We start from the raw sequence: 20,630 nt of genomic DNA on the forward strand, positions 1-20,630 counted from the left end.
AAGGGTGGTGTCCATGGAAAGCAGCCCGCTGCTCACCGTGGACACCACCCAGCTCCGTCCCTCAGCCCCACTCACGCACTCTTGGTCAGTGCGACTGCTCCCTCCGGGGCCGGTCCGCGCGTGACGGTGTAGCCGACGCTCTTGTAGAGGGCGATATTGCGATCGCTGCGCTGCCCGGTGAACACAGACCATGTCGTTGTCCTCTGCGGCGCCTGCCGCTCCGCGTAGTCCAGAAGCCACCGTCCGATGCCTTGGCCAGCCAGATCGGGAGCCACCATCAGCCTGCCGATCTCCCACACGGTTCCCTCGGCCCGTGCCCTGACCGCCGCGACGAGTCGCCCTTCTCTGCGGACACACCACACCTGCCAGGTCCGGTCCCAGGCGGCCACATCCGCAACGGTTTCGTGAAGCGCGGGGAGATCCAGGGTGTCGTTCGAGAGGGCCTCCTGAACCCAGCAGCATCGCTGGAGGACGAGCAACTCCGCCCAATCACTGTCGCGCATGGCGGCCAGAACAAGCCCAGGGACCGGCGGTTCGCCGATCGTCGTGGAAGCTCGCACGTCCGAAGAAGGCTGGGGATCGGGCAGATCAGCCCCGGTTCCCTGCTCTCGCAGCGGACGCAGCGCTTCGGCCACCCTGGTCACTTCCAGCATGACATCACGCGCTGATTCGACGGCAGACTCGTTCGCTCGGACGATCCCGTTCTCGACGCTGTCGGCGATGCGCAGGGCGACGGTCGCGCCGATGGGAACCATCTTGAGGGTGGTGACGACCTGCTTGGTCATCTGCACCCCGCGAGTTCCGGCCGACGTGTTGCCGTAACTGACGAACCCGACGGGCTTCCACGCCCACTCCTGGTAGAGGAAGTCGATGGCGTTCTTGAGAGCGGCGGGCATCGCGTAGTTGTACTCCGGCGTGACCACGACGAAAGCGTCCGCCGCTGCCACCCGCCTGCTCCAAGCTTTGGTGTGCTCGTGAACATACCTGCCGCTCGACGGATGTTCGGGCTCGTCGAGCAGCGGCAGGCCCACCTCCGCGAGATCAGCGACGTCGAGGACGGCATTCGCGTGTTCCGCGGACTCGCGGCTGACGTCCACGAACCAGTCCGCCACCGCGGGACCGAGACGGCCAGGCCGGGTACTGGCGATGATGACCATGACCCGGATACGGGCCGAACCCAATGTCTTTGACATGTCACAGACATTGACATCATTTCATTGATATGTCAATGGATTGCTAGGATGCCGGTGTGGCGACGAGATGGTTGAACGAGAACGAGGAGCACGCCTGGCGGGCCTTCCGGCGGATGCTCACCTTGCTGCCCGCCCGGCTAGCTCGGGACCTCGCCGAGGACTCAGGTCTGTCCCCGGCCGACTACGAGGTGCTGAGCACGCTGTCAGAGGCGGCGAACCGGCGATGGGCGCTGAAGGACCTCGCGGCCAAAATGGCGTGGTCCCGTAGCCGTCTTTCCCACCACACCGCCCGCATGGAACAACGAGGGCTCGTCGAGCGTGAGCCCGATCCGAGCGATGCGCGGGGGTGTGTACTGCATTTGACCGACGAGGGCTTCGCTGTCCTGGAGCGCGCCGCCCCCGCCCACCTCGAATCGGTCCGTGCGCGCTTCATCGATCACCTCACCCCTGCCGAACTCACCACCCTTCGGCACCTGTCCACCCGCATCGCCGATCTCCCCGACTGAACCTGAGAGGCGACGACGCACGGCACCCTCGTTCCGGCGCGTTCAGCCGCCCGACGGTGCGGCGCTGTCCCTGCTGTGACCGACCGAGCCGACGAACCTCGCCCTGCCGTCGTCCTGCCACTCCACAGGCACTCCCAGCCGGGTCGGCGGGCGGCGCAACGACTCCGCGACGTCGGTGTCGGCGACCCTGCCGATTCGCCCTGCCCGACGCCGGATCTCCGCGACCCGCCGCGCACCGGCCAGCAACAGGTCCCATTCCGCCCGAGGGATCGCCCGGCCTGCCGCGTCAACGACACCGGCATCCGGTGACGCCCACTCGACGGGTGAGGCGTCGAAACTCCACCACCTCCCGCTCCACGGTGGCGCCACGAAGTTGTGCGCCACACACGGGACAGGCCGGCCGGGGACGTACCGGGTGCCCTCCCTCGCGGTGAAACTCACCAGCCGGTAGGCGAAGGCTGGCGGCGCGGCGGGGTCGCGCGAGGTGTCCGCCAGTACGAGCAGTTCGACGTCGGCGTCGGCGTGCTCCACCACCATGCCGGGCACGATCGGCCCGCCGCGGTACGGCTTGGCGGCGCCGCTGGTGAGCAGGCCGCGCAGGACAAGGCCAAGGCCCGCCAGAACACCGGCGACACCGGAGATCAGCGAAACCCACGAGGTTCCCGCAGCTCTCATACCGGAGGCGATGGCCCAGAGTCCGAGCGCGAACAGCCCACCGCCGACCACGAAACCGGTCGCGAGCCGCCACGCGCGCCGGTAGCCGTTCGGGGTACTGGCCCGCAGGTGGGACGCATCGATCGGGACGTCGAAGAACCGGCGAGGGTCACCCGTCGGCCAGCCGTGCGCTGCCTGCTCGGTCTGCTCGGTCTGCTCGGTCTGCTCGATCATGCGAGGCATCGTCGCAGACCAACCCGCCCTGCCGAACCCCTTCGGGCGAGCCGATCAGCTCACAGCACTCACGCCGTGCGCACTACGCGGGCTGCTCGACGGCGTCGGGTGCGCGCAGCCGCTGCGAGATGACCTTGGTGATGCCGTCGCCCTGCATGCTCACGCCGTACAGCGCGTCCGCGATCTCCATGGTCGGCTTCTGGTGCGTGATGATGATCAGCTGGGAGCTCTCCCTCAGCTGTTCGAGTAGTCCGATGAGCCTGCGCATGTTGGTGTCGTCGAGCGCGGCCTCGACCTCGTCCATGACGTAGAACGGCGAGGGCCGCGCGCGGAAGATGGCCACGAGCATCGCCACCGCGACGAGCGACTTCTCGCCACCGGACAGCAGGGACAGCCGTTTGACCTTCTTGCCGGGAGGCCGCGCCTCCACATCGACGCCCGTGGTGAGCATGTCGCCGGGCTCGGTGAGCACCATGCGGCCCTCCCCGCCGGGGAACAGCACGGAGAACACCGTCTCGAACTCGCGCGCCACGTCGTGGTAGGCGTCGGTGAAGACCTCCAGGATCTTGTCATCGACCTCCTTGACGACGGTGAGCAGATCCTTGCGGGTGTCCTTGAGGTCTTCGAGCTGCGTTGACAGGAACTTGTAGCGTTCCTCCAGCGCGGCGAACTCCTCCAGCGCCAGCGGATTGACCTTGCCGAGCTGGGCGAGGTCACGTTCTGCGCGTTTGGCGCGCCGCGACTGCGTTTCGCGGTCGTACGGGATGGGCTGGGGTTCCATCACCGTCTCTCCGCGATCCTTGGCCGCTTCGTACTCGGCAACCTCGCCAGGCCCCGGCGGCACGGGCACGTCAGGCCCGTACTCGGCGACCAGGTCGTCGAGCGCGATCCCGAACTCCTCGGTGATCCTGGTCTCCAGCTGCTCCAGCCGCAGCCGCTGCTCGGCCCGGAGCACCTCGTCGCGGTGCACGGCGTCGGTGAGTTTCTCCAGCTCCACCGTCAGCTCGCGCACCCTGTTGCGCACCTGGTTCAACGCCTGCTCGGTGTGTTCGCGGCGGGCAGCGACGGCGTCGCGCTCCGCTGCGGCGCGCTGCAACGACGTCTCGATGCGGTCGAGCGCGACCTCGCCGCCCTCCACGACGGCGGTGGCGATGGCCGCTCCGCGCTCGCGGGCGACGCGCGCCCTCTCGGCCCGCTCCCGCGCCTGGCGCTCCACCTCGGCCGCGCGACGTAGCGAGTCGGCCTTGCCCGCGATGCTCCTGGCGCGCTCCTCGGCGGTGCGCAGGGCGAGCCGGGCTTCCATCTCCTCCTGCCGCACCTCCGCGAGCGCCTCGGCGGCCTCGTCGCGCTCGGTGGTGTCGAGGTCCTCGTCCACCGGCTGCTCGGCGACAGCGGCGAGCCGGTCCTCCAGCTCGGCGAGCTGCGCGAGAACGTCGTCGCGGGTGCTCTCCACCTTGGCGCGCTGGGCGCTCAACCGCTCGACCTCCGCCTGCGCGGAACGGGCGGCCTTCTCCAGGCTCGAAAGGCGTTCGGTGGAGCGAGCCTTGCGCACTCTCGCCTCGTTGACCGCCTCCTTGGCCTGTTCGAGCTCGGCCCTGCGGTCGCGCTGCTCGGCGCGGGCGCCTTCCAGCGCCGCCGCCGTGCGCTGGAGTGCGCGTTCGGCTGCCACGAGCCGATCCTGCGCCTCGTCAACGGCGGCCTGCACCTCGATGACGCTCTCGTCCCTTGCGGAGCCACCCGTCGCCCAGTGTGCGCCCAGCACGTCGCCGTCACCGGTGACGGCCGTGACATCAGGGTGGGTCGTCACGAGCGCGCGGGCGTCGTCGAGCGACGACACCACGGCCACGCGCTCCAGCGCCTTCTCCACGGCCGGTCGCAGGGCCTCGGGTGCTGCGACCACCTCGCGAGCCCAGCGGGCCCCGTCCGGCAGGGCAGGCCAGCCCTCGGGGTCACCGCCGCGTGAAGGCCCTCCCACGAGCAATCCCGCGCGTCCCGCGTCGTTGTCCTTGAGGTAGCGGAGCGCGGCGACGGCGTTGTCCCCCTGCGCCACCGCGACGGCATCGGCCACGGGCCCGAGCGCGGCGGCCAGCGCCACCTCGTATCCGGCGTCCACGGTGAGCAGTGCGGCCACCGACCCCAGCAGTCCTGGAATGTCGTCGGCAGCTCCGAGCAGCGCGCCCGCGCCGTCCTTGCGCGCGAGGCCCATCGACAGCGCATCGACCCGAGCCTTCTCCGAGGCGATGTCACGCTCGGCGGCGCGTTCGGCCTTCACGAGTTCCTCGACGCGGACCCTCGCGGACTTCTCGGCCTCCACCGCCCGCTCGTGACGCTGCCGCAGGCTTTCGTCGTCGGAGTCCTCCACGCCGCCCTCGGCGCGGGCCTCCTCCAGACTCTCCACGGCCGCCTCCGCGCGGGCGACGGCGTCGTCGATGCCACTGCTCAGCCGGTCGATCTCCTCGGCCGTGGCCGTGCTCTTGCTGCGCAGCGCCTCGACCTGGCCGGACAGCTTCGCGATGCCCTCCCTGCGGTCGGCGATGGCCCGCACTGCGGCGAGGTGAGCCCGCTCGGCGGCCTGCACGACCTGTTCGAGATGCTCGCGGCGTTCCACCGCCTCGGCGAGCACGGCACGGGCCTGCGACACCGCCTCCGCGAGTTCCTCCTCGCGCTCAGCCACCCGCTCGGCCTCGGCGAGCAGTTCCTCGGGGTCCCTGCCCTTCCCACCGGTGTCCACGTCGGCCGAGAGGTGCCGCTTGCGTTCGGCAGCCAGCCGCACCGTGCCGCGAAGCCGCTCGGCCAGCGCCGACAGCGTGTACCAGGTGTCCTGCGCGGCCTTCAGCTTCGGCGCGTCCTCGGCGAGCGCGGCCTCTAGCTCCGCCTGCTCCGAGGCGGCCAGCTCCAACGTCTGTTCCACCTCGGCCCTGCGAGCGCGGGCCGCCCTCTCGTCGGCCTCGTCCCGCTCGATCTCGTTGCGCATGGTGACGAGGTCGTCGGCGTAGAGCCGCAGCTTCGCGTCCCGCAGCTCCGACTGCACCACCTGGGCGCGGCGGGCGATCTCGGCCTGCTTGCCGAGCGGCTTGAGCTGGCGGCGCAGTTCGGCGGTGAGGTCGTTCAGGCGGTCGAGGTTGGCCTGCATCGCGGTGAGCTTGCGCAGCGCCTTCTCCTTGCGCTTGCGGTGCTTCAGCACACCGGCGGCCTCCTCGATGAAGGCACGACGCTCCTCGGGTTTGGCCTGGAGTATCTCCGCGAGCTGGCCCTGCCCCACGATCACGTGCATCTCGCGCCCGATGCCGGAGTCGGACAGCAGCTCCTGGATGTCGAGCAGCCTGCACGTGCTGCCGTTGATCTCGTACTCGCTGGCGCCGTCGCGGAACATGCGGCGCGTGATCGACACCTCGGTGTACTCGATGGGCAACGCGCCGTCAGCGTTGTCGATGGTGAGCGTGACCTCGGCGCGGCCGAGCGGGGCGCGCCCCGAGGTACCGGCGAAGATGACGTCCTCCATCTTGCCGCCCCGCAGATCCTTGGCGCCCTGCGTGCCCATGACCCACCGCAGCGCGTCCAGCACGTTCGACTTACCGGAACCGTTGGGACCGACGACGCAGGTGATCCCCGGTTCGAAGCGCAGGGTGGTCGCCGACGCGAAGGACTTGAAGCCTTTGAGCGTCAAGCTTTTCAGGTGCACGCGGCGTAGACCCTTCCCGTACCGATCGTCCTCGTCCGGTGTCCCCTGGCAGTGTTCACGTCGGTCACACTGCCCGGTCGGTTGATGCTACCGGCGAGCTGCTCCTGCTCGTGGTAGGCGGGCTTCGGCGTGGCTGGCCTCCCGCTCCGAGCGGTGGACGACCGGGCCGGGTCAGCGTTCCACGAAACCGGACAGCCCGCCGCGCGGCGGTGACCACAGCTCCGCAACGTGATCCACACGGCCGGGCGTCTCCCCGGAGCGCAGGAGTGTCAGCAGGCGGTCACACGCCGCCTTCGGGCCCTCGGCGACCACCTCGACCCTGCCGTCCACGAGGTTCGTCGCCCTGCCCACGAGTCCCAGTTCCAGTGCGCGGCTCCGCGTCCACCAGCGGAAACCCACGCCCTGCACCATGCCGTGCACCCATGCCGTCAACCGGGCGAGCTCGGTTGCGTCAGCCTCGTCAGCCACGCCCCCATCGTGCCGCAGCATGACCGCGTGCGGCCGACCGCCTCGCACGAGTGAGTGCGGTCGCGACCGTTTTCGCGCCGGTGATACTGTGCCGCGCGAACACTCGGGGGCCCACGAAGCATGTCCGAAGGAGCCGCATGACCACCTCGCCAGGGCAGCCGCCTCGCGACGAGGTCGCGCCGCCCCGCGAGTTCGCAGGGCGGCTGCACCGCACCGGTTACCTCGCCCTCGCCGCCAGCGGTCTCGCGCTGTGCACGGCGTTCGCCGCGGTCGCGCAGATCATCCAGCCGGTCACCTCCGACCAGCAGACAACGCAGACCGGTCGCTCCACCGGAGGGGGCGGACCGACGCAGCTCGTGCCGGGAGAGGCCGTGCCAGCCGACACCACGGTCGTAATCGACGGGGTGGCCGTCACCGGCGAGCTGCCCACGTCGTCCAGCACACCGACCACGATCGTCACCACCGACGAGAACGGCAACCGGCACACCTCGGTCCACACGCCGTCCGATCCGCCTACCCGCAGCTCCTCGGGCAATGGCGGCGGGGACGACGACGGCAGTGGCAGGGAGCCCACGAACCAGCCAGGCCCGCAGCCCTCGGATCCGCCCAAGACCTCCACGCCACCGAGTTCGTCCCCGTCCGAGACACCTTCCTCCTCACAGTCACCCACGACGTCCACGGATGACGGCCCCGGTGATGGGGAGGGAGACGGCGGTGGTGGCGGAGCCTCACCGTCCGGCACCGCCGCTCCCACCTCCATGACGACGTCGGACGGCGCGGACGTCACCAGCGAGCCCCGGTCCACGAGTTCCTCGCTCGAACAGACCGGCACCGCCACGACGACTCCCTGAGAGGAGAAGTCGCAGCGGCACCCGGCACCGACCCGAACGGCGCAGTCAACTCCTCGTCACGGTCGCAGTCCTGGCCTTCGTCGCTCAGATGAGCGGCACAACCCCTGCCTTAGGCTTTTGATCCACCCTCTAACGTCTGAACCAAACAGAAGTTTTGCGCTTTCAACGATATGATGGCGAAACTCAGACAAAAGGGGGTCAGCGGTGGATGAGCCCAGTCCCGAGCTGCTGGAAAGCTACACACGCCTGCTCGACCTCGTCCGCAGCGGCGTGGCCGACACCCGGCCCGCGCTGAGCCAGCGAACCGGACTCGGACGGACCGCTATCACCCAGCGCACCACCACGCTCCTCGACGCGGGTCTGCTGGAGGAAGGCGACCTCAACCCCTCAACGGGTGGCCGCCAGGCGCGCACCCTGCGGTTCCGCAAGGACGCGGGACGCATCCTCACCGCGGAGCTCGGGGCCACCGGCTTCACCGCAGGCGTCACCGATCTCCTGGGCACGGTGCTCGCCATGACGCACAAGGACTGCGACATCGCGCAGGGCCCCGATCCTGTGCTGGCCGAGGTCGAGTCGGCCCTCGACGCCCTGCTGGCCGATCTCGGTGGTGACAGATCCGACGTGTGGGGTGTCGGGCTCGGCCTGCCGGGGCCGGTGGAGTTCGCCACCGCCCGCCCCTCGGAACCCCCGATCATGCCGGGTTGGAACAACTACCCCGTCAGGCAGCGACTCGTCGCCCGCTACGACGCGCCCGTCTGGGTCGATAACGAGGTCAACCTTCTATGCCTCGGCGAACTACGCACTCCAGGGCTCCCCGGAGAGCCAGGCGACCTGCTCTACGTCAAGATCGGCACCGGTATCGGGGCGGGTATCAGCCACGGCGGGCAGCTCCACCGCGGCGCGCAGGGATGCGCGGGCGACATCGGCCACGCCGCCGTGTCCGACGACAACTCCGTGGTGTGCCGGTGCGGCAAGACCGGGTGCCTCGAAGCGGTGGCCGGGGGTGCGGCACTCGCCAGGGACGGCGAACGGCTGGCCCGCTCCGGCGAAAGCCCCGCCCTCGCCGCCGTCCTGTCGGCGAAGGGCACCGTCACCGCCGCCGACGTCACCGCGGCGGCGAGCGCGGGCGACCACCACGCCGTGCAGCTGATGGTCAGCGCGGGCAGGCGCATCGGCGCCATGCTCGCCACGATGGTGAACTTCTACAACCCGTCCACCATCCTGCTCGGCGGCAAGATCGCCGAAGCAGGCGATCTGTTCCTCGCCACCATCCGCGAGACCATCTACCGCCGTTCGCTCCCGCTGTCCACGCGGGAGCTGCGCATCGAGAAGGCCCGGCTCGGCGAGGAAGGCGGCCTCGTCGGCGCCGCCTACATGGTGCTCGACGAACTCTTCTCCGTCCGCCACTTCGGCAAGTGGCTGCACGAGGGCTCACCCAGCGGCGTCCCCGCCATGCACGGCAGCAACGGCTTCCGAGCAGGGCTCACCCCCGCGTGACGTCCACCCGACTGAGAACGACCTGTGAATCCGGCCGGATCGGGCACCGATCGCCCCCTCCCCGCGTTGACACTGGTGTCGAGGACAGCGACGCGTTGACAGCAGTGTTCTCGCCGAAGGTGCTTTCCACAGGTGTCATTTCAGAGGTGAAGCCAGCATGACCCACGCATTCTCACGGACGGCGTTCTCTCCGACGCCCCAGGCGCCGCAGCTACCGACCATGCCGACGGGCTGGCCCATCGGGTCCTACGACTCCTACGAGGAGGCGCAGCGTGCCGTCGATCACCTCGCCGACAAGGACTTCCCCGTTCAGGAGGTCACCATCGTGGGCGTCGAACCACTGCTGGTGGAGCGGGTGGCGGCACGGCTGACCTGGGGCAAGGTGCTGAGCAGCGGCGCGATGTCCGGCGCCTGGTTCGGCTTGTTCGTCGGGCTGCTGCTCAGTTTCTTCACCCCCGGCGCAGGGCTCGCCCCTATCGTGATCGGCCTGGTCTCCGGCGTGGTCTTCGGTATGGCTTTCGCTGCGGCAGGCTACGCGGCTACCCGAGGGCGTCGTGACTTCGTGTCGCACAGCCAACTGGTCGCACGCCGCTACGACGTACTGTGCCAGCCCCGCAACGCCGAGAGCGGCCGAAACCTGCTCGCCCAGCTCGCGATGTCGGGCCAGCGCTGGTAGCGATCCACGCGTCATTTCCCGTTCGGCACGGCCACCGTGAACGGCACCCCGTCGATCTCCTCACAGAACGGTTTGTAGGCGTTGTAGCCGTTCACGATGCCGTGATCGTCCACACCGCCCTGATCGATACGCGGACGCGGGAATTGATTGTCCGTACCCGTTCTCATCGTTCCCCCCGTGAATTCTTCGCACCCGTAGCGGGGAACCCGGATCGGGGAGCCCTGCTCGGTGTAGAGGTAGACATCGGTGAGCGGGTTGCCTTTCGCGTCGAAGACGTAGATGTTGCCGATCTCCTCCGACCCGTAGAACAGCAGCGGTTCGCCTCCGTTGGTGTAGTTGAGGTATTCAACGGGAGGGGCCGAGTACGGGGCGGCGGACGACCGCGCCGTCCCGATCACGTAGTCGGCGAGGCCCGCGCCGACCCCCACCACGAACGCCGACAGCGGTAACGTCACCGCCACCATCCGGTAATCACGCGCGGACCTCGGTCCCGCCCACAGCGCCAGTCCGGCAAGGGCCAGCATCGTCACCAGCCCGAGGACACCACCGCCGTGACCGACCACCGCGACCACGGCCAGCAACCCCAGCACCAGTGCGGACAGCACCCACCACACCGGGTTCAACGCCCTCAAGCAGCGCGCAACGCGCGGCACGCCGTTTCCCTCCCGGCCCGCGTCGAGCAGTCCGCGCAGCTCCGGAAGCTCCCGCACCGTGGCCGTACCGCGCAGCACGAGGTAGCCCCCGGAGACAGCCACCATCGCGCCGACCAGCAACACCAACACCAACGCTTTGTCGTCGTCGAACTCGCCGGAGGCCAGCACCGCACCCGCCACCGCCGCGCAGGCCACGCTCGCCAGAAGGCCCCACAGCGCCACCCGCGCGAGGGCAAGGCGGGGCGTCCCGGAGCGGGCAGGCTCCTCCGCTGCCGGCGGAGGCGGGTACTCGCCCGTGGACCGCACTTCGGCGGCGTAGCTTTCCGGTGTGCCGAGTTCGGCGATCATGCCGGCGACATCAGCGCGTTCACCGAGCCGCTCGGCGATCTCGGCGAGATGGGGACGCACGTCATCGACAATCTCGTCGATCTCCGCCCCCGGCAGGTCCGCCAGCGCTGTCCGCACCCTGGCGAGGTACGCGCGTACGACGGGGTGAGTGTGTGTGCTCATGGGTCCTCTCCCAACAGGCGCTCCATCGTGGCCGCGAAACCACGCCAGGTCGTCGCCGACTCCGTGAGCCGGGCGCGGCCGAGGTCGTTGAGTCCGTAGTACTTGCGGTGAGGGCCTTCCTCGCTGGCCACGACGTACGTGGTGAGCAGCCCGGCCTTGTACAGGCGTCGCAGCGTGCCGTACACCGAGGCGTCGCCGACCTCGTCCAGCCCGGACTGACGCAGACGCCGCAGCACGTCGTAGCCGTAACCGTCGCCCTGCCGCAACACAGCCAGAACGGCGAGGTCGAGTACGCCCTTCAGTAATTGGCTCGTCTCCACCGGCCCTCCCTATGCGACAGACAGTACCACGCAATGCGCAGTAGTGCGCATACGATTGTTCTAAGACAGCGGTGGAATCGATCGAGTTACGGCGATTCGAGCGCTCGCGGGCCGAGGACCTGGCCGACTTCCTGTCCGGCGAGATGTGGCCGTATCACAGCGAGCCCCGCCTCACCGTCGGCTGTGTTCTGCGACAGGTGTCGGCTTCGCCATCCTGCGGGGCGACTGGGCGAACGGCACCGTCACCGCGGTGAACTTCGACGACGAGGACGGCTTCAACGCCGCGTTCGCGGCCTCGGCTGGCAGCGCGGGCAACTGAACGACGAGCGGTTCATGAACGGCTCACGGATGATCGGCGTGCCGCACCGACGACACGGCTCGCCCTCCCTGCCGTAGGCGTCGAGCGAGCGGACGAAGTACCCCGACTCGCCGTTGACGTTGACGTAGAGCGCGTCGAACGACGTGCCTCCCACGAGTAGCGCCTCCGCCATCACGTCGGCCGCCGCCGTGAGCACACCACGGGCCTGCGCCGCGGTGAGCCGATCGGTCGGGCGTGACCAGTGAAGCCCCACGCGCCACAACGCCTCGTCCGCGTAGATGTTGCCGATGCCGGACACCAGAGTCTGGTCCAGCAGAGCGCGTTTGACCTCGGTGCGCCGCGACCTCAGAGCCCGGGAGACGGCGACGACGTCGAACAGCGGGTCCATCGGATCACGCGCGATGTGAGCGATGGCCGACGGCACCACCGAACCGTCGGCCTCCACCACCTCCCACAGCGAAAGGCCGCCGAAGGTTCGTTGATCGACGAACCGCAGTTCCGGGCCGCCGTCGGCGAACCGGAACCGCACTCGCAGGTGTCTTTCGTCCGCCGTGCCAGGTGGTTGCACGAGCAGCTGCCCACTCATCCCGAGGTGGGCGAGCACGGCGGTGCCGTCGGACAGGTCGAGCCACAGATACTTGCCCCGCCGCCGGACGGCCGTGATCTCGGCACCGATGAGACGGCCCGTGAAATCGGCCTCCCCCGGTACATGGCGGCGGATCGCTCTCGGGTGCAGGACCTCCACGGAGGCCACCGTCCGCCCGACGACGTGAGCTTCGAGACCAGACCGCACGACCTCGACCTCGGGTAACTCCGGCACGAACCGCTACCCCGCCTGGCCCCCGGCCGGCTTCCCCGCGGAACCCTCCGCCGTCAATTCCTCGTTCAGCGCACGCCAGGCGGCCTCGGCGGCCTTCTGCTCGGCCTCTTTCTTCGTGGTGCCGTCACCGTGTCCCAGGTTCCGGCCGCTCACCATGACCACCGCACTGAACTCCTTGCGATGGTCGGGGCCGGTATCGGCGACCTTGTACTCGGGCACGCCGAGACCCGCCGACGCCGTCAGCTCCTGAAGGCTGGTCTTCCAGTCGAGCCCCGCTCCCCTGCGTGGCGCCTCGTCGAGCAGCGTGCCGAACAGCCGGTGCACCAGCGACCGCGCGGTCTCGATGCCGTGCGCGAGATAGACCGCGCCGATGACGGCTTCGAGGCCGTCGGCCAGGATGCTCGCCTTGTCCCTGCCGCCGGTGAGTTCCTCCCCCTTACCGAGCAGCAGATGCGCGCCGAGCCCGCCCTCGCCGAGAGCCCTCGCGACGCCGGCCAGCGCGTGCATGTTGACCACACTGGCCCGCAACTTCGCCAGCTGCCCTTCGGGCAGGTCGGGATGCTGCCGGTACAGGTGGTCAGTGACCACGAGGCCGAGCACCGCGTCGCCGAGGAACTCCAGCCGCTCGTTGGGCGGGAGTCCCCCGTTCTCGTAGGCGTACGAGCGGTGGGTCAGGGCAAGGGTCAGCAACTCGCTATCGAGATCGACACCGAGCGACTGGAGCAGGGATGCGGGATCGGCTGCCGGTCCGCTTGGCGACTTACCCCCCATTCCGACCGACCTTATGCCGGCTCGACAACCTGACGGCCGGCGTACTGGCCACAGTTCGGGCAGGCGACGTGCTGGGGCTTCGGCTGCCTGCACGCGCGGTTCTGGCAGGCCACCAGCTGCACCGGGCTCGCCTTCCACTGCGAACGGCGCGAGCGGGTGTTGGAACGCGACATCTTCCGCTTGGGGACGGCCACGGCTGGGTCTCCTCACACAGGTCTGCTCGCGGTCTGCGAGCGGTCTTCGCAATCACGTCGGTGGCTGTCGGGTGTTACCCCCGGCAAGCTCAGCGGTCGGAGCCGTTCGCCGTGTCGCCACCCGGAGTGTCCTCCAGGCGCTGCACCAGCGCGGCCCACCGAGGGTCTATGGTCTCATGCCCGTGCCCGGGCTCGAGATCGGCCCACTTCACGCCGCACACCGAGCACAGTCCCTCGCAATCCTCGCTGCACAACGGCACGAGGGGAAGGGCGAGGACGACGGCGTCACGGACCATCGGTTCGAGGTCGATCCAGTCATCGATGATCCGGCTGACCTCGTCCTCCTCGGTGGTCTCCTCCGTGGTGGACTCCGGGTAGGCGAACAGCTCGGTGAGGTTCACCTCGACCTCGCCGGACACGGGGTCGAGGCAGCGCGAGCACTGGCCCTCGGTCCGCGCGACGGCGGTGCCGCTGACGAGCACGCCTTCCACCACGGATTCCAGGAGCAGGTCGGCGGTCACCGTCGAGCCCGACGGCACCTCGACGACGTCGGGAACACCGAGCGCCGTGGAAACCGGCAGTTCACGCCGTAGGGGCAGGCTCGAACCGGGTCGGCGGCTCAACTCGTGGGTGTCGAACAACCACGGGTTGCGCGCGTCGGCACGCTGGATGGCGGCACTTCGCCGGTGGTCTTCTTCAGGCATCGAGAGCTTTCTCGCGCGATGGGTTCACGACTCGGGTCTGACATCCGGCAGGCCCGCGCTCGACGGCGGACCGGCTCACCCACAAGCGTACGCGAGCGGCGAGTTCACTGTGCCTGGTAGTCGTAGACCGGCGTGCGCGATACGGAGGGAAGCGGTCCGCGCAGGTGGTTGCGGCCCGAGTCCACCGTGCGCAGGGTGGTGGCGAGCAGGTCGGAGAACTCGGCCAGCTTGTTGTCCACGTAGGCGTCGCAGTCGGCGCGCTGGCGGTCGGCCTCCTCGTGTGCCTCGTCCACGATGCGCGCGGCCTCGTTGTGAGCGGCCTGCACGACCTCGGTCTGCGACACCAGCCTCGCCTGCTCGCGCTTGCCGTCGTCCACCGCTCGCTCGTAAGCGTCCCTGCCTGCCTGCACCATGCGGTCGGCCTCCGCCCTGGCGCGCTCGGTGACGTCGGCGTACTCCGCTTCGCCCGCGGCGATGGTCCGGTCGGCCTCCTCACGCGCTTCGGCGATGATGCGCTCGGCCTCGGCGCGGGCCTCCGCCATCAGCCGCCCCGCCTCGTCATTGGCGGAGCCGACCGTTTCCTCGGCCTGGTCGCGAGCGACCCGGATGATCTCGTCACGCCGGTCGAGCACATCCTGGGCGTCGTCCATCTCGGCGGGAAGCGCGTCCCTGATGTCGTCGAGCAGTTCGAGCACGTCTCCACGCGGCACGACGCAACTCGACGTCATGGGGACCCCTCGGGCCTCCTCCACGATGGTGACGAGCTCGTCGAGCGCCTCGAAAACCCGGTACACGGCCAACTCCCTCGCGGCATCGATTCCACGCGACGTCACTAGTCTGCCGCCTTACGCGCCCGAACGGTGGCAATCACCGTGCCAGGCGTGTCCCGTCCACTACCGACGGTCGTCCCACCGGCCGAGCCGCACCCGTGTCCGCAGTTCCTGCACCCGTGTCCGCACTTCCTGCACCCGTGTCCGCACTTCCTGCACCCGTGTCCGCACTTCCTGTTGGAGGGTTCGTCATGAACTGCCAGCAAAGTGCGGACACGCGTGCGCGAAGTGCCAACTCAGGTGCACAGGGTGCGGACACGCGTGCGCAGGGTGCGGACACGGCGGGCCGGGGCGGCTGCCGCCTGCCTCAGCGCTGTTCGGCGAGCTTCGCGACGAGTCGTTCGTGGACAGCGGGGGGCACCATCTCGCTGACGTCACCGCCGTAGGTCGCGACCTCCTTCACCAGCGAGCTGGACAGGAAGCTGTACGCCGGGTTGTTCGACATCAGCAGCGTCTCGACACCCGAAAGCTCGCGGTTCATCTGAGCCATCTGCAACTCGTAGTCGAAGTCGCTGACCGACCGCAGCCCCTTGGCGACAGCGGCGATGCCGTGGTCGCGGCAGTAGTCCACCAGCAGGCCGTGCCAGGAGTCCACGCGCACGTTGGGCAGGTCGGAGGTCACCTCGCGCAGCATGTCGAGCCGCTCGTCGATGGTGAAAAGCCCCTGCTTCTTCTTGTTGATGAGCACGGCAACGACAACCTCGTCGAACAACGCGGACGCACGTTCGATGATGTCGAGGTGCCCGTTGGTCGCTGGGTCGTAGGAGCCGGGACAGACCGCTCGCCGCATGGCGCGGACGCTACCAAGCACGAAAGCACGGTGCGCGAGATGTGACGAACGGCTCCATGATCAGCTCGGCTCGTACTCGGCTCGGAACAGCGCGTTGTCACCGTAGGTTCGGGTGCGCAGCACGCGCAGTGCGTCAGGCCACACCGGCGGCCCGTCGTGCATCCGGCGCTCGACGACCACGAGCGCGCCCGGCGCGAGCCAGCCGTTGTCCACGAGACGGCCCAGCACCACCCCGAGTGTGTCAGCGTCCACCGCGTAGGGAGGGTCGGCGAGGACCAGTTCGAACGGCTCGCCCGCCGGCTCGGCGACAACGGTCTCCGCCCTGCCCTGGCGCACCACACCACCGAGGCCGACGGTCGCGATGTTGCGCCGGAGGATCTCGGCCGCGGTGCGGTCGGCCTCGACGAACACGGCCTCGCGCGCGCCACGCGACAGCGCCTCCAGCCCCAGTGCGCCCGACCCCGAGTACAGGTCGAGCACCCGCACCCCGTCCAGTTCGCCTGCCGCCTCGAGTGCGTTGAACAACGCCTCGCGCACCAGCTCTGTCGTCGGTCTCGTCCCCTTCGGCGGAACCCGCAGCACGCGCCCGCCCGCTCGCCCCGCCACGATCCTTGTCACAGCCCCATGCTCGCACCCCGGTGAGGAGCCGGGACGCGGTCGGGCCCCCAACTCGATCGCGTAAAGTCGTTCTTCCCCTTTCCGAGGCGACAGCTGCGAGGAGCGCGAGTGTCGGAGTCCCGGGTCAGACGGGCCGAGATCGCCATCGAACAGACTCACGTGAACCGGGTTTACGTCCGGCTCGCGGAGTTGCGCGCGCAGGCGGAGGACATGCGCGCCCGTGGCTACGAACTCGGCCTCGGCGCGCAGCGCGAAGCCGTGTTCGAGCAGGCGTCGATGCTGTACGAGCGCGACATGATGGTCTTCCACGCCAACCAGACGCTCCAGACCTTGGACGCGGAGTACGAGGGCCTCGTGTTCGGGCGGCTGGACCACGCCGACTCGGAGACCGTGTACGTGGGCAGGCTCGGGGTGCGCGACGCGGAGTTCAACAACCTGGTCACCGACTGGCGGGCCCCCGCTGCCGCCGCGTTCTACCAGGCGACGGCCGAGGAACCGATGAACGTGGTGCGGCGCAGGGTGATCCGCTGCTCCGGTCAGTCGGTGCTCGACATCGACGACGACGTCCTCATGCCGGAGTCGGTGCCGGACAGCATGAACGTGGTCGGCGAGGGCGCGCTGATGGCGGCGCTCGGCCGTTCCCGTGGCGACACGATGCGCGACATCGTGGCCACCATTCAGAAGGAGCAGGACGAGGTCATCCGCGCCCCGTGGCGGGGAGTGACCGAGATCACCGGCGGTCCCGGCACCGGCAAGACGGCTGTGGCTCTGCACCGCGCGGCGTACCTGCTGTACCGCTACCGGCGTCAGCTCGGCGGCGCTGGCGTGCTCGTGGTGGGGCCGTCAGGGGTCTTCACCAACTACATCTCCCGCGTGCTGCCGTCGATGGGTGAGACGAACGTCGAACTGCGGTCGCTCGGCCAGGTGCTCGACGGCATCGACGCGACGCGGCACGACCCCGCACCGCTGGCCGCGATCAAGGGATCGCTCCGCATGCGGAAGGTGCTCGGCAAGGCGATGCGCGACACGCCCCCTGACGCGCCGGCCGACATGAAGATCGTCTACCGGGGCGAGGTCCTGAGGCTCGACGCGAAGGAACTCGACAAGGTCAGGCGGAAGGTGCACGGCAACGGCGCACCGCCGAACCGGTCGCGGGTCAGGGCCGCGGAGACGCTGCTGGAAGCATTGGCGGACAAGGCGGAGTCGTACGCCAAGGCCGACGGCAGGGAGATCGACCGCGCCCAGCTGATCACCGATCTCGGCGAGCGGATCGACTTCCACCGGTTCCTCGTCGTGTGGTGGCCGGTGCTGTACCCCGCGCAGGTGCTGCGCTGGCTCGGCGACGAACGCCGTCTCGCGCGTGCGGGGCGGGGCGTGCTCACCGCCGAGGAGGTCTCGCTGCTGGCCGCATCGCTCCGAGACCGCGGCCGCGATCGCAAGTGGACGGTGGCCGATGTCGCGCTGCTCGACGAGCTGCGCGTGTTGCTCGGCCCGCCTCCGAAGCGAAGGAGGGGACGCCGGAGTGCCGCCGAGCAGCCGCGTGACGGCAACCGCAGGCCCGACCACTACGACGAGTACTCCCACGTCGTCGTGGACGAGTCGCAGGACCTCTCCCCCATGCAGTGGCGCATGGTGGGACGCAGGGGCAAGTACGCCAGCTGGACCGTCGTGGGCGATCCCGTGCAGAGTTCCTGGCCCGACCCCGCCGAAGCGGCGTCCGCGCGCGACCAGGCGTTCGGAGTAAGCACGGCCCGCAGGCGCTACACGCTGCGCACCAACTACCGGAATTCCGCCGAGATCTTCGACCTCGCCGCCCGTGTCGTAGCGGGTCACGCGAAGTCGGACGAGCTGCCCCGAGCCGTGCGCACCACCGGCGTCGTCCCGCAGGTCCGCCACGTCGAGGCGGGGGCTTTCGAGACGGCAACGCAGGTGGCCGCCAAGGAACTGCTCGACGCTGTGGAGGGCACGGTCGGGGTGATCTGCGCCATGGACAGGGTGGACGAGGTCCGCCGCTGGGTGGCGGGGCAGGGCGACGAGCGGCTCAAGGTCGTCGGCAGCCTCGACTCGAAGGGGCTCGAGTACGACGCCGTCGTGCTGGTGGAACCCACCGAGCTGATCGAGGAGTCGCTCACGGGCAGGCGGGTGCTGTACGTGGCGCTGACGCGAGCGACCCAGCAGCTCACGGTGCTCGCCTCCGACGAAGCCTGGCTGGCCCCCGCCTGAGCCGTGTCCGCACCCTGCGCACGGGTGTCCGCATTTCGCGCACGTGCCTTCGCGCCGGGCGACCGGGACACGCGTGCAGGAAGTGCCAACACCCGTGCAGGAAGTGCGGACACGAGCACGAAGTGCCAACACCTGTGCGGGAAGTGCGGACACGCGCGCGGGAAGTGCCGACACCTGCGCATGAAGTGCCAACACCCGTACAGGAAGTGCGGACACGGTGGTGGTTCGACACAGATCATGTGTTCGCTGCCCGAATAGGAGGACTGAGCCACTCGAACGGGTTACGATGCCGCCGTGGCCGGTGACGAGGGGAAGCGACGGGAGCCGTCGTGAGTGGTCAGGAAACCACCGAACGCGCGCTGGCGGTTCACCGCCTGCTGAACGCGCAACTGCCTGTGCCGGCCGAGCCGTTGCCGCTGGCCAGGCCCATCCCGTTGCCTGACGTGCACCCGCCGAAGGCGGGGCTCGTGGCGACGCTGGCGAGACGCCACTCGTCGTACGACTTTTCCGACGGCCACCTCGAACTCCCCTCGCTGAGCGCGCTGCTGCGGTTCTCGATGGGCGTGCAACGGTTCGTCGCGGCCTACGGAGTGGATCAGTACCCGCTGAGCATGGCGCCGAGCGCGGGCGGGCTCGACATCCTCCGTGCCTACGCGGTAGTGCGCAGGGTCGAAGGTCTCGACCACGGCGTGTACCGCTACGAACCGGTGTCGCACGAGCTGGTGCAGCTCACCGACACCGACCCCGGCCCGGGGCTCCAACTGGCCTATCTCCAGGAGGAGTTCGCGTGGCAGCCCGCCGCCACCGTGGCCATCACGGCGCGGCTGGACGTCGCGTTCGACAAGTACCCGCTGCGCCACTACCGGACGCTGCACGTGGACTCCGGCGTCGCCGTGCAGAACCTGTACCTGGTCGGCACGGCTCTGGGACTCGCGGGGTGTGCGGTGGCCGGGTTCGACGACGCCGCGGTGGGGACGCTGCTGGGGCTTCCGGAGAACGAGATACCGACGATGCTGTTCGCCACGGGCCGCCCCGCCTGAACGTCCTCGGCCAGGCGGGGCGAGCGGCCGGTGTGCTCACCGGGTCGCGGCGTGCCAGTACTCGGAGAGCAGGCGGCCCTGGTCGGGAGCGAACGCCGACGGCGTGTAGAAGCCGCCCGTCGTGGTGACGGCGGCAGTGCGCACCAGGCTGTTGGCGCCTGCGGGAGAGGGAAGGCCGAGCTGCGCGTTGACCGCCCAGTCGAGCGCGCCGAGGAAGCCGCACCCGTTGGCCTTCGGCACCGTGAAGGAGTCGTCGAGCTGGTCGGCGCCGGAGAGTTCGATATTGCTCATCGGCCCACCGGCCTGGGTGGTTCCGTCTGGCGCGTACCGGGTGAGGGTCAGCGTGGGCTGGGAGACGTTGCGGGGGCGCAACAGGATCGGATCGTTCTCCGAGCCGAGGTGGCACGAGGAGCCGAGCAGGGGGTTGTCGAGGCGGATCTTCACCGGCAGGGTCACGATCGGCTGCCCGGCGCTGAGTCCCGCGACGAGGCTGAAATCCCTCGGTGTCCCCGCGGGCTCCACCGTCGCGACGACCCGGTTGAGCCTGCTGTCGGCGGCCTTCTCGCAGAGAGCGGTGAGCACGGGGATATCGCTGGGGCACATGAGGTTCAGCAGCCCGCCCGGCACGGTCACGGGATCAGCCTCGATGCCGGCCCCCTCCGGTGACACCGAGGTGTAGTTGACGCCGTCGCCGAGGAGTCCCATCTGGAGGTTCGTACCCGCGACGGGCACGGTCTTGTCCCCGATGACCATCGTCCCCGAGTCGGCGGAGGAAGCGAGGCAGAGCGCGGCCTTTTCGACGCCGTCGGCCGCGAGCATCGCGGGATCGTCAACGGGGCACCGGTCGAACGGCGCCCAGTGTCCGGCCGGTGTGGACAGCGCTCCCGCGTCGTCGGCGACAGCGGGTGCCGCCGTGGCGGCCAGACCCGCCGCCACGAGCGCGGCCGCCGCGGCGAGCCGCCCGCCCTTTCCGCCACGGCCGCTCCGGCTGGCTCTGCTTCCTCGGCGCTGCTCGCCGAGCGTACTCGCACGTCTCATCTCACGTTCCTCCTTCGGGGTCGGTTCTCGGTACGAGAA

Annotated in this window: 20 protein-coding genes; 6 read left to right on the forward strand and 14 right to left on the reverse strand. The window is 69.5% G+C overall.

The genetic code is table 11. From position 1 onward, the window contains the following. Positions 1 to 71 precede the first annotated feature (71 nt). On the reverse strand, positions 72 to 1,193 hold the full coding sequence (locus SACXIDRAFT_RS04965; protein WP_006237396.1) for a GNAT family N-acetyltransferase: 1,122 nt from the start codon (positions 1,191 to 1,193) through the stop codon (positions 72 to 74). Positions 1,194 to 1,249: 56 nt separating this feature from the next. On the opposite strand from SACXIDRAFT_RS04965, the gene SACXIDRAFT_RS04970 reads away from it, so the two are divergent. Continuing rightward, positions 1,250 to 1,699: a MarR family winged helix-turn-helix transcriptional regulator gene (locus SACXIDRAFT_RS04970; RefSeq protein ID WP_006237397.1), complete on the forward strand. Its 450-nt coding sequence runs from the start codon at positions 1,250 to 1,252 to the stop codon at positions 1,697 to 1,699. 42 nt (positions 1,700 to 1,741) lie between these two features. Here SACXIDRAFT_RS04970 and SACXIDRAFT_RS04975 read toward each other — a convergent pair whose 3' ends face one another. From SACXIDRAFT_RS04975 to SACXIDRAFT_RS04985, 3 genes are all read right to left on the reverse strand, one after another. Then, the gene (locus SACXIDRAFT_RS04975; protein ID WP_006237398.1) at positions 1,742 to 2,596 is read right to left on the reverse strand and encodes a DUF3239 domain-containing protein; all 855 of its coding nucleotides are present in this window, start codon (positions 2,594 to 2,596) and stop codon (positions 1,742 to 1,744) included. A gap of 73 nt (positions 2,597 to 2,669) precedes the next feature. Then, positions 2,670 to 6,269 (reverse strand): chromosome segregation protein SMC, encoded by a 3,600-nt coding sequence (gene smc / locus SACXIDRAFT_RS04980; protein ID WP_006237399.1) that lies wholly within the window; start codon positions 6,267 to 6,269, stop codon positions 2,670 to 2,672. Between the two features lie 171 nt (positions 6,270 to 6,440). Next, on the reverse strand, positions 6,441 to 6,758 hold the full coding sequence (locus SACXIDRAFT_RS04985; RefSeq protein WP_006237400.1) for an acylphosphatase: 318 nt from the start codon (positions 6,756 to 6,758) through the stop codon (positions 6,441 to 6,443). Between the two features lie 116 nt (positions 6,759 to 6,874). On the opposite strand from SACXIDRAFT_RS04985, the gene SACXIDRAFT_RS04990 reads away from it, so the two are divergent. The 3 genes from SACXIDRAFT_RS04990 (at position 6,875) to SACXIDRAFT_RS05000 (ending at position 9,761) form a co-directional block, all read left to right on the forward strand. Further along, complete coding sequence (locus tag SACXIDRAFT_RS04990) at positions 6,875 to 7,588, forward strand: hypothetical protein (RefSeq protein WP_006237401.1); 714 nt, start codon at positions 6,875 to 6,877, stop codon at positions 7,586 to 7,588. 204 nt (positions 7,589 to 7,792) lie between these two features. Beyond that, a complete protein-coding gene (locus SACXIDRAFT_RS04995; RefSeq protein ID WP_006237402.1) occupies positions 7,793 to 9,085 on the forward strand; it encodes an ROK family protein in 1,293 nt (430 codons plus the stop codon). Between the two features lie 157 nt (positions 9,086 to 9,242). Continuing rightward, a complete protein-coding gene (locus SACXIDRAFT_RS05000) occupies positions 9,243 to 9,761 on the forward strand; it encodes a general stress protein (RefSeq protein ID WP_006237403.1) in 519 nt (172 codons plus the stop codon). Positions 9,762 to 9,772: 11 nt separating this feature from the next. Here SACXIDRAFT_RS05000 and SACXIDRAFT_RS05005 read toward each other — a convergent pair whose 3' ends face one another. The 9 genes from SACXIDRAFT_RS05005 to rsmD form a co-directional block, all read right to left on the reverse strand. Beyond that, positions 9,773 to 10,924, reverse strand: a complete 1,152-nt coding sequence (locus SACXIDRAFT_RS05005) for an HAAS signaling domain-containing protein (RefSeq protein ID WP_006237404.1) — start codon at positions 10,922 to 10,924, stop codon at positions 9,773 to 9,775. Further along, complete coding sequence (locus SACXIDRAFT_RS05010; RefSeq protein WP_006237405.1) at positions 10,921 to 11,244, reverse strand: PadR family transcriptional regulator; 324 nt, start codon at positions 11,242 to 11,244, stop codon at positions 10,921 to 10,923. The genes SACXIDRAFT_RS05005 and SACXIDRAFT_RS05010 overlap by 4 nt, the downstream gene beginning before the upstream one ends. Positions 11,245 to 11,519: 275 nt before the next feature. Next, positions 11,520 to 12,383 (reverse strand): bifunctional DNA-formamidopyrimidine glycosylase/DNA-(apurinic or apyrimidinic site) lyase, encoded by an 864-nt coding sequence (gene mutM, locus SACXIDRAFT_RS05015; RefSeq protein WP_006237406.1) that lies wholly within the window; start codon positions 12,381 to 12,383, stop codon positions 11,520 to 11,522. 6 nt (positions 12,384 to 12,389) lie between these two features. Next, on the reverse strand, positions 12,390 to 13,154 hold the full coding sequence (gene rnc, locus SACXIDRAFT_RS05020; protein WP_006237407.1) for a ribonuclease III: 765 nt from the start codon (positions 13,152 to 13,154) through the stop codon (positions 12,390 to 12,392). An 11-nt stretch (positions 13,155 to 13,165) separates the two neighbouring features. Beyond that, positions 13,166 to 13,348, reverse strand: coding sequence for a 50S ribosomal protein L32 (rpmF, locus tag SACXIDRAFT_RS22230; RefSeq protein ID WP_006237408.1), 183 nt, complete (start codon positions 13,346 to 13,348; stop codon positions 13,166 to 13,168). An 89-nt stretch (positions 13,349 to 13,437) separates the two neighbouring features. After that, positions 13,438 to 14,052, reverse strand: a complete 615-nt coding sequence (locus SACXIDRAFT_RS05025) for a YceD family protein (protein WP_006237410.1) — start codon at positions 14,050 to 14,052, stop codon at positions 13,438 to 13,440. A 104-nt stretch (positions 14,053 to 14,156) separates the two neighbouring features. Continuing rightward, positions 14,157 to 14,846: a F0F1 ATP synthase subunit B gene (locus tag SACXIDRAFT_RS05030; protein ID WP_040922472.1), complete on the reverse strand. Its 690-nt coding sequence runs from the start codon at positions 14,844 to 14,846 to the stop codon at positions 14,157 to 14,159. A gap of 343 nt (positions 14,847 to 15,189) precedes the next feature. Next, complete coding sequence (gene coaD, locus SACXIDRAFT_RS05035) at positions 15,190 to 15,672, reverse strand: pantetheine-phosphate adenylyltransferase (protein ID WP_006237412.1); 483 nt, start codon at positions 15,670 to 15,672, stop codon at positions 15,190 to 15,192. Positions 15,673 to 15,732: 60 nt separating this feature from the next. Next, on the reverse strand, positions 15,733 to 16,290 hold the full coding sequence (rsmD, locus tag SACXIDRAFT_RS05040; RefSeq protein WP_006237413.1) for a 16S rRNA (guanine(966)-N(2))-methyltransferase RsmD: 558 nt from the start codon (positions 16,288 to 16,290) through the stop codon (positions 15,733 to 15,735). A gap of 108 nt (positions 16,291 to 16,398) precedes the next feature. Here rsmD and SACXIDRAFT_RS05045 point away from each other — a divergent pair, with 108 nt between their 5' ends. Both SACXIDRAFT_RS05045 and SACXIDRAFT_RS05050 read left to right on the forward strand, forming a co-directional pair. After that, the gene (locus SACXIDRAFT_RS05045; protein ID WP_006237414.1) at positions 16,399 to 18,513 is read left to right on the forward strand and encodes a HelD family protein; all 2,115 of its coding nucleotides are present in this window, start codon (positions 16,399 to 16,401) and stop codon (positions 18,511 to 18,513) included. Positions 18,514 to 18,842: 329 nt separating this feature from the next. Further along, positions 18,843 to 19,553 carry a SagB/ThcOx family dehydrogenase gene (locus tag SACXIDRAFT_RS05050; RefSeq protein ID WP_006237415.1) on the forward strand — a complete coding sequence of 237 codons (711 nt, stop codon included), beginning with the start codon at positions 18,843 to 18,845 and terminating at the stop codon, positions 19,551 to 19,553. A gap of 36 nt (positions 19,554 to 19,589) precedes the next feature. On the opposite strand, the gene SACXIDRAFT_RS05055 is transcribed toward SACXIDRAFT_RS05050, so the two are convergent. Continuing rightward, positions 19,590 to 20,591 (reverse strand): hypothetical protein, encoded by a 1,002-nt coding sequence (locus SACXIDRAFT_RS05055; protein ID WP_006237416.1) that lies wholly within the window; start codon positions 20,589 to 20,591, stop codon positions 19,590 to 19,592. Positions 20,592 to 20,630: the final 39 nt, after the last annotated feature.

It is taken from the genome of Saccharomonospora xinjiangensis XJ-54, from assembly GCF_000258175.1.
Lineage (GTDB): Bacteria > Actinomycetota > Actinomycetes > Mycobacteriales > Pseudonocardiaceae > Saccharomonospora > Saccharomonospora xinjiangensis.

Excerpts from the sequence above, each read along its gene's own strand:
- SACXIDRAFT_RS04975 (WP_006237398.1), bottom strand. The coding sequence starts at position 2,596 with ATGCCTCGCATGATCGAGCAGACCGAGCAGACCGAGCAGACCGAGCAG.
- SACXIDRAFT_RS05025 (WP_006237410.1), bottom strand. The coding sequence starts at position 14,052 with ATGCCTGAAGAAGACCACCGGCGAAGTGCCGCCATCCAGCGTGCCGAC.
- SACXIDRAFT_RS04965 (WP_006237396.1), bottom strand. The coding sequence starts at position 1,193 with ATGTCAAAGACATTGGGTTCGGCCCGTATCCGGGTCATGGTCATCATC.
- SACXIDRAFT_RS04985 (WP_006237400.1), bottom strand. The coding sequence starts at position 6,758 with ATGCTGCGGCACGATGGGGGCGTGGCTGACGAGGCTGACGCAACCGAG.
- SACXIDRAFT_RS05055 (WP_006237416.1), bottom strand. The coding sequence starts at position 20,591 with ATGAGACGTGCGAGTACGCTCGGCGAGCAGCGCCGAGGAAGCAGAGCC.
- rnc (WP_006237407.1), bottom strand. The coding sequence starts at position 13,154 with ATGGGGGGTAAGTCGCCAAGCGGACCGGCAGCCGATCCCGCATCCCTG.
- SACXIDRAFT_RS05005 (WP_006237404.1), bottom strand. The coding sequence starts at position 10,924 with ATGAGCACACACACTCACCCCGTCGTACGCGCGTACCTCGCCAGGGTG.
- SACXIDRAFT_RS04990 (WP_006237401.1), top strand. The coding sequence starts at position 6,875 with ATGACCACCTCGCCAGGGCAGCCGCCTCGCGACGAGGTCGCGCCGCCC.
- coaD (WP_006237412.1), bottom strand. The coding sequence starts at position 15,672 with ATGCGGCGAGCGGTCTGTCCCGGCTCCTACGACCCAGCGACCAACGGG.
- SACXIDRAFT_RS05000 (WP_006237403.1), top strand. The coding sequence starts at position 9,243 with ATGACCCACGCATTCTCACGGACGGCGTTCTCTCCGACGCCCCAGGCG.